This window comes from Flavobacterium glaciei, from assembly GCF_003350545.1.
GTDB lineage: Bacteria > Bacteroidota > Bacteroidia > Flavobacteriales > Flavobacteriaceae > Flavobacterium > Flavobacterium glaciei.
This window is the reverse complement of the sequence record NZ_QQBA01000027.1, coordinates 1-7,668: the sequence shown is the minus strand read 5'-3', so window position 1 is coordinate 7,668 and position 7,668 is coordinate 1. Positions and strand designations below refer to the sequence as shown.

Genomic DNA, 7,668 nt, shown 5'->3' with positions numbered 1-7,668 from the left:
TTTTTATCCTTAACTTTAACTTGCTGGAAACGTGAATTTTGAAAGTATTATTTTTTTAATTCCCTCCCTACACTTTTAGACTCTTCCTAGGAAAGAGTGACTTTATATATGAAATCTGGGCTTTTCATACCTGCATGGAATCTTTTCTCTTCTACTTCCCTCTATTAAATACCAACTAAAAAGCCGGAGTTACTGCTTATTTAAACGAATTACACATTATAAATCTACCCTCCTAGCCCCGATAGCAGTGAAAATCCTTTTCTCTCGTTCTTTTACGAGAGAAAAGATTGAAACAAATAGCGGGAAACAGCTTCTAATGGAAACATTTGCCCTTTACCTAGATATATTAGAGTACCGATTTTGTTTTGATACCATATTACAGCAACAAACCTTATATATATATTGTATGTATTTTTGTAATGGTCTATATTTGCATTCTTAAAATAACAAACGATGATTAAGATTACTTTGCCCGACGGGTCAATTAAAGAGTTTACTCCTGGGATTACTCCTATGGATGTTGCCAAGAGCATTAGTGAAGGATTTGCTAGAAATGTAATTTCTGCTTCTTTTGATGGTACAACTGTGGAAACCACAACTCCTTTGACGACGGACGGCAGTCTTATATTATATACATGGAATGACGAAGGCGGAAAAAAAGCTTTTTGGCATTCGACATCACACGTAATGGCACAGGTTCTTGAGGAAATGTACCCTGGAATCAAACTAACACTCGGACCAGCAATATCTAACGGATTTTATTATGATGTAGACTTTGAAGACCAGAAAATTACTGATGCTGATTTCAAAAAAATTGAAGACCGTGTTCTTGAAATATCAAGAGGGAAGCATGAATTTAAACTGCGCCCTGTTTCTAAAGCAGAAGCTTTAGAACTATATAAAGACAACGTTTACAAAACTGAACTGATTACTAATCTTGAAGATGGAACAATTACGTTTTGTGATCATGATACTTTTACCGATTTATGTCGTGGTGGCCACATTCCTAATACAGGTATAATAAAAGCTATGAAAGTGATGAGTGTTGCCGGCGCATACTGGAGAGGTGACGAGAAAAACAAACAATTAACTCGTGTTTACGGAACTTCGTTTCCAAAACAAAAGGATTTAACTGAATATCTAGAATTACTGGAAGAAGCGAAACGTCGTGACCACAGAAAACTAGGAAAAGAACTGGAACTGTTTGCTTTTTCACAAAAAGTAGGTGCAGGTTTACCATTATGGTTACCTAAAGGAGCTGCCTTAAGAGACAGACTAGAGCAGTTCTTGAAAAAAGCACAGAAAAAAGGTGGTTACGAGCAAGTAGTAACTCCTCATATTGGTCAAAAAGAATTGTATGTAACTTCAGGGCATTATGCAAAATATGGTGCTGATAGTTTCCAACCAATAAGCACTCCAGCTGAAGGAGAAGAGTTTTTATTGAAACCAATGAACTGCCCTCATCACTGCGAGATTTACAACGTACGTCCTTGGTCATACAAAGATTTACCAAAGCGCTACGCTGAATTTGGTACTGTTTACAGATATGAACAGAGTGGTGAATTACATGGTTTAACACGTGTAAGAGGTTTTACTCAAGATGATGCGCATATTTTTTGTACTCCAGAACAACTTGATGAAGAGTTTAAGAAAGTAATTGACTTGGTACTTTATGTATTTGGTTCGCTTGGTTTCGAAAACTTTGCGGCTCAGATATCTTTGAGAGATAAAGAAAACAGAGATAAATATATAGGTACAGACGAAAACTGGGAAAAAGCAGAAAATGCCATTATCAATGCTGCTGCAGACAAAGGCTTGAATACTGTAGTTGAATACGGCGAAGCAGCTTTCTATGGTCCAAAGTTAGATTTCATGGTAAAAGATGCCTTAGGAAGACAATGGCAATTAGGAACGATTCAGGTAGACTACAACCTTCCAGAACGTTTTGATTTGACATACAAAGGATCTGATAACGAATTGCATAGACCCGTTATGATTCACAGAGCGCCTTTTGGCTCAATGGAACGATTTATTGCGATATTGTTAGAGCATACTGCAGGTAATTTCCCACTTTGGCTGATGCCAGAACAAGCTATAATATTGTCTTTGAGTGAGAAATATGAAATATATGCGAAAAAAGTTTTAGATTTGCTAGAAATTCACGAAATTCGCGCCCTTATTGACAACAGAAACGAGACAATCGGAAAGAAAATCAGGGATGCAGAAATGCAAAAAACCCCATTTATGTTGATTGTAGGTGAAGAAGAAGAAAAAAATGGGACTATTTCTATTCGTCGTCATGGACAAGAAGGAAAAGGAAATATCAGCGTTACGATAGAAGAATTTGCTGCTATTGTAAAAGAAGAGATTAATAAAACATTAAAAGTATTTACAGTTTAACTTAAATTATAAAGTCATAGCAATAAGAAGCAACAGAGGTTACCAACCTCGCGTAGAAAAAAAAGATGCCCACAGAATAAACAGCCTTATTCGTGGAGTACAAGAAGTAAGACTTGTAGGTGAAAATATCGAGCCTGGAGTTTTTAAACTTTCGGAAGCTTTAAGATTAGCTGACCAATTTGAATTGGATTTAGTTGAGATTTCACCAAATGCAGATCCACCGGTTTGTAAAATCATGGATTACAAGAAATTTGTTTACGAGCAAAAGAAACGTGATAAAATTCTAAAAGCGAAATCTACACAAGTAGTCGTTAAGGAAATTCGTTTTGGACCTCAAACAGACGAACATGATTACGAATTTAAGAGAAAGAATGCTGAAAAATTCTTGAAAGAAGGTGCGAAATTGAAAGCATTTGTTTTTTTCAAAGGGCGTTCGATTATCTATAAAGATCAAGGACAAATCTTATTATTAAGATTAGCTACGGATCTTGAAGAATTTGGTAAAGTGGAAGCGATGCCAGTTCTTGAAGGAAAGAGAATGATAATGTTCATTGCTCCTAAGAAAAAGAAGTAAAATACTCCCTCAACCCCTCCGACGGAAGGGGGCAAAACCAAAAAAGGCAAATTGTAAAAGGGAATAAATACATATAACTTCTTGGCTCCCTCCCCTTTGGGGAGGGCTGGGGAGGGGAAAAATAAGTAAGTAAGAATAAATTAAAACACTAGGAAAAAATGCCTAAAATGAAAACCAAATCTAGCGCCAAGAAACGTTTTAAAGTTACTGGTTCTGGAAAGATTAAAAGAAAGCATGCTTTTAAAAGTCACATCTTGACTAAAAAGTCTAAAAAACGTAAATTAGCTTTGACTCACTCAGCGCTAGTTCACAAAACAGATATGAAAAGCATCAAACAACAATTAAGAATTATCTAATAAGTCCAAAGTTAGAAAGTTTTAAAGTCAAAAGTACACACTTTCGACATTCGCCTTTTAACATTTGACTAAAGATTTCTTTAGGTTAAAACAATTTCAAATAACCTTGAAGTATGGCCAATAAGTGCTTTTGATTAAATTCAAGCCGCCTGCTACAAAAAAAAAGTAAAAATTATGCCAAGATCGGTAAATTCAGTTGCTAAAAGAGCAAGAAGAAAAAAAATAATGAAGCAAGCCAAAGGTTTCTTTGGTAGACGTAAAAACGTTTGGACAGTTGCTAAGAACGCGGTAGAGAAAGCAATGTGCTACGCTTACCGTGACAGAAAAGTGAACAAAAGAAATTTCCGTGCTTTATGGATTCAACGTATCAACGCTGGAGCTAGATTGGAAGGAATGTCTTATTCACAATTTATGGGTAAAGTAAAAAAACATAATATCGAATTGAACCGTAAGGTTCTTGCAGATTTAGCAATGAACCACCCAGATGCTTTCAAAGCAATTCTTAACAAAGTAAAATAAACGTTTTATAAACTCAATTTAGATTACTTACTTATATAGAAACCTCAATCGAAAGATTGGGGTTTTTTTGTTTTATAATTATTATTACGAAGCAATATATAAGTATCTTTGAAATAATCAATTTTTTAATAAATAATGCAGCCAAAAATTTTAACCTTAAATAGCAATGATGGATTACCAAATGATCAAATCCATAAAATTGCAAGCGATTCATATGGGCGATTATGGCTACCAGGGCCGTCTGGCATATCCTTTTACAACGGTAATAAAATTAAAGTTTTCGACACACAAAATAGTTTAGATTGTCCAGGGCTTAGAACAGTTACGATTTCTAAAAATCAAACTATTTGGATTGGTACTGACCAGGGAATAGAAGCTTTAAAAATAGATGGCTCAAAAATTAAACTACATCTAAATTTTGATTGGAATTTTGGAATTGCCGAAAGCATATTAATTAATGATAATACCATTTGGATTGGAACATCATATGGATTAATTAAGCTTGAGAACAATAATTTTAAACTAAAATTAATTGCATCTTATGATTTAGGTTTGGTAAAAAATATTATTCAAAAAAACAAAGAAAATATAGTAGCAATTAGCGCAAAAAAAGGAGTTTTTGAACTAGCTGGTAATCATATAAATGTCCTGAGTTTAGATTTTTTAAATGAAATCTACGCAACTTCAATACATAAATCTATAGATAATCACTTTTTTCTAGGAACAACTAATGGGCTTTATTTCCTGAATTCTAAATTTGAACTGTTACAACATTGCACACCCAAAATTGGTAGTTATAAAGTAACATCTATCAATAGTACATCAAACGAATTGATTGTAGGTTTTAATAAAAACATCATTATTTATGAGTACAATTCCAGCTCATTAAAAGAAACAGAAATTATTTATATAAATAGTCTAATCAATGATATTTATATAGATAGTATTAAAAATATATGGGTAGCAACCAATAATAATGGACTAAGAAAGATCCCTAATATTAGAAAATCTATTTTTCAAATTGATACAGGATTCTTGGATGCTGCTTTCTCAATATATCAAACAAAAAAAGGGAACGGAATTTTAATAGGGGGATCTGAGTATTTTTCTCTTATATCTAAACTTAATTTGAACCTAGAGAACCAATCACTATTTAAATCAATAGTTTGGGATGTAATTGAAGATTTTAACCAAGACTCCAATATTTGGTTAGCCACTCAAGATGGATTATTTTATACGAATATCAATAATCTTGAGAAATTAGAGCATAAATTTTCAACCGTAATTTCCAGTCCAAATCGAGTTTTATTGTCCCGAAATGATGAATTATGGGTAGGTACAGTTAGTGGATTATTTTGCATTAAAAATGATACTGCAAAAGAAATATTAACCAACAAGAACGAAAAATTTGGCTATGTATATACCCTCACTTTAGATGTAAATAATAGAATTTTAATTGGAACTCTTGGTCAAGGTTTATGGTTTGAAACAGAGAAAGGGTTCAAAAAAATCACAAATGAATTCTTATCGGAAAATGGGAATACATATTCAATCATTTCAAATAACAGTGGTAGACTTGTCATTATTCAAGAAGAAAATATTTTATTACTTGATGAAAATTATAATACCTCTTTAATTCTAAAAGAATTCCCGCTTGGTGGTTGGACTGCAGTTTGGATAGACGACAACACTATTGCAGTCGGTTCTAGTGATGGAATTTGTATAATAGATGTTACAAATAACAAACTGCTTCATCGAATAAATCTATATTTAGACAAATCCGAATGGCAATTTACCAGCTCAAGAGCTTTGTTTTTAGATGCTGATAAAAATTTATTCTGTGCTCTTAACAACGGTTTGTATTTTGTTGATTTTAAAAATATAATTTCAAAACCCACTCCTCCAAATGTACTTGTAAACGAAATAATTTGGAAAAATACCAATCCCATTATAAACAACAATACTTATGAATTAATTGAAGGAAAATGGTCAGTTACGATCTCTGTTTTTAGCGATTGGTATGTTGATGAAAAACAAATAAAATACAGATTTAAGTTAGCTGGTTTCGACAATGGATGGACAGAATTGAATAATGGTACAATAAAATACAACTCATTAAATACGGGGAAATACGAATTATTAGTACAATCGCACACTCCTATAACAGGCTATAGTGACCCATTTGTAATACTCGTTTTTAAAGTAAATTACACCTGGAATTCGAAAATTAATTCACTAAGAAAAAAAATTGGCTTGTTTTTTAATCTTTTTAAATCATCTTCTTTTAAAAACAATTTGCTTTTAGAACAAAATGAATTATTCAAAAAAGAACTTCAAGAAAGAAAAATAATACAAAACGAATTAACACAATATAAAGAGCAATTAGAAGACTTGGTTTATAATAGAACCAAAGAATTAGAAAAAGAAAAAGAAAAAGCTCAAAAAGCCGACAAATCAAAGTCAACATTTTTAGCTATCATGTCACACGAAATAAGAACACCGCTTGGTGGAATTATTGGATTAAACAATGTTTTAAAAAAAACAATTTTAGATGAAAATCAAAAAGATTATGTTCAAAAAATAGAAAATTTGGCAGACCATTTATTGCAAATATTAAATAACATATTGGATTTCTCTAAAATTGAATCCGATCAAATTGAGTTAGAAAACATTCCCTTTTCATTAGAAAAATTAATTTTTGATATTACTGAATTTACACAAATAAAATTAATCGACACATCAATATCTTTTAGTATCAATAAAAATATTGAAAACAAATACATGTTACATGGTGACCCATTAAGATTAAAACAAGTCTTGATAAATATTTTGAGTAATGCCGTTAAGTTTACTGAAGAAGGTACCATAACTTTAAGTATAAACCAACTAAAATCAATCCAAGAAAAAACAATATTACACTTTATCATAGAAGATACTGGTATAGGAATGACGCCAGAACAAACTAAAAATTTGTTCATAGCTTTCAAACAAGCAGATTCAAGCATTTCTAGAAAACATGGCGGAACAGGTTTAGGACTAAATATTAGTTTTAAAATTGTAGAATTAATGGGTGGCGTTTTACATTGCAAAAGTACACCTAGCAAAGGTACTAGTTTTTCATTTACAATTGCATTTGACACAAATGAAAGTCTGGATGTTGTGTTACCACAACCAAGACTAATTACTGATATTGTACAAAATTCTGATTTAGATTTAAATCTTGAAAATAATGCTATCAATATTCTAATTGCAGATGATAACTTAATCAACCAATTAGTGATTAAAAAAATGCTCCAATGCAAAGGATACAACATAACTATTACTAACAACGGACAGAAATGTATTGATACTTTTAGTAAAAATTCTAACTTCGATTTAATTCTTATGGATATCAACATGCCTATAATGGACGGAATTGAAGCAACAAAATATATAAGAGAAACACTTAAAAACACTACAATTCCAATAATTGCACTCACAGCCGATGTTACCCTAGAAACTCAAAACAATATCACTAAATACGGAATGAACGGTTATCTCGCAAAACCCATCAGCGATGAAATGCTCCAAAAAATCCTTAAAAAATGGTTGTTAAAAAAATAAATACCCATCTTAATACTATACTTAAAAAACCTTGAAATATACCGAGGGCACTGAAAAAGTCTTTTTAAGAATTAATTATATAATAAAAAAGGAGTAGAAAACTATAGTTTTTTGCTCCTTTTTTCGTATTTTTAACTGTAACCATAAGGCTTTTTAGATGTTAGTTCAGCAACAAAAAATTCAGTTCAGTCCGTATTCTTCGTTATATGATTTAAT

The 7,668-nt window shown here is 31.9% G+C and carries 5 protein-coding genes; all 5 read left to right on the top strand.

Annotated elements, in window-relative coordinates:
• Positions 1-453 precede the first annotated feature (453 nt).
• The 5 genes from thrS (at position 454) to DFR66_RS13570 (ending at position 7,452) form a co-directional block, all read left to right on the top strand.
• A complete protein-coding gene (gene thrS, locus DFR66_RS13590) occupies positions 454-2,400 on the top strand; it encodes a threonine--tRNA ligase (RefSeq protein ID WP_114755362.1) in 1,947 nt (648 codons plus the stop codon).
• 16 nt (positions 2,401-2,416) lie between these two features.
• Complete coding sequence (gene infC, locus DFR66_RS13585; protein WP_369800971.1) at positions 2,417-2,974, top strand: translation initiation factor IF-3; 558 nt, start codon at positions 2,417-2,419, stop codon at positions 2,972-2,974.
• A 158-nt stretch (positions 2,975-3,132) separates the two neighbouring features.
• The gene (rpmI, locus tag DFR66_RS13580; protein WP_022827375.1) at positions 3,133-3,330 is read left to right on the top strand and encodes a 50S ribosomal protein L35; all 198 of its coding nucleotides are present in this window, start codon (positions 3,133-3,135) and stop codon (positions 3,328-3,330) included.
• A 174-nt stretch (positions 3,331-3,504) separates the two neighbouring features.
• The gene (gene rplT / locus DFR66_RS13575; RefSeq protein WP_114755361.1) at positions 3,505-3,849 is read left to right on the top strand and encodes a 50S ribosomal protein L20; all 345 of its coding nucleotides are present in this window, start codon (positions 3,505-3,507) and stop codon (positions 3,847-3,849) included.
• A 135-nt stretch (positions 3,850-3,984) separates the two neighbouring features.
• Positions 3,985-7,452: a hybrid sensor histidine kinase/response regulator gene (locus DFR66_RS13570; RefSeq protein ID WP_114755360.1), complete on the top strand. Its 3,468-nt coding sequence runs from the start codon at positions 3,985-3,987 to the stop codon at positions 7,450-7,452.
• Positions 7,453-7,668 lie beyond the last annotated feature (216 nt).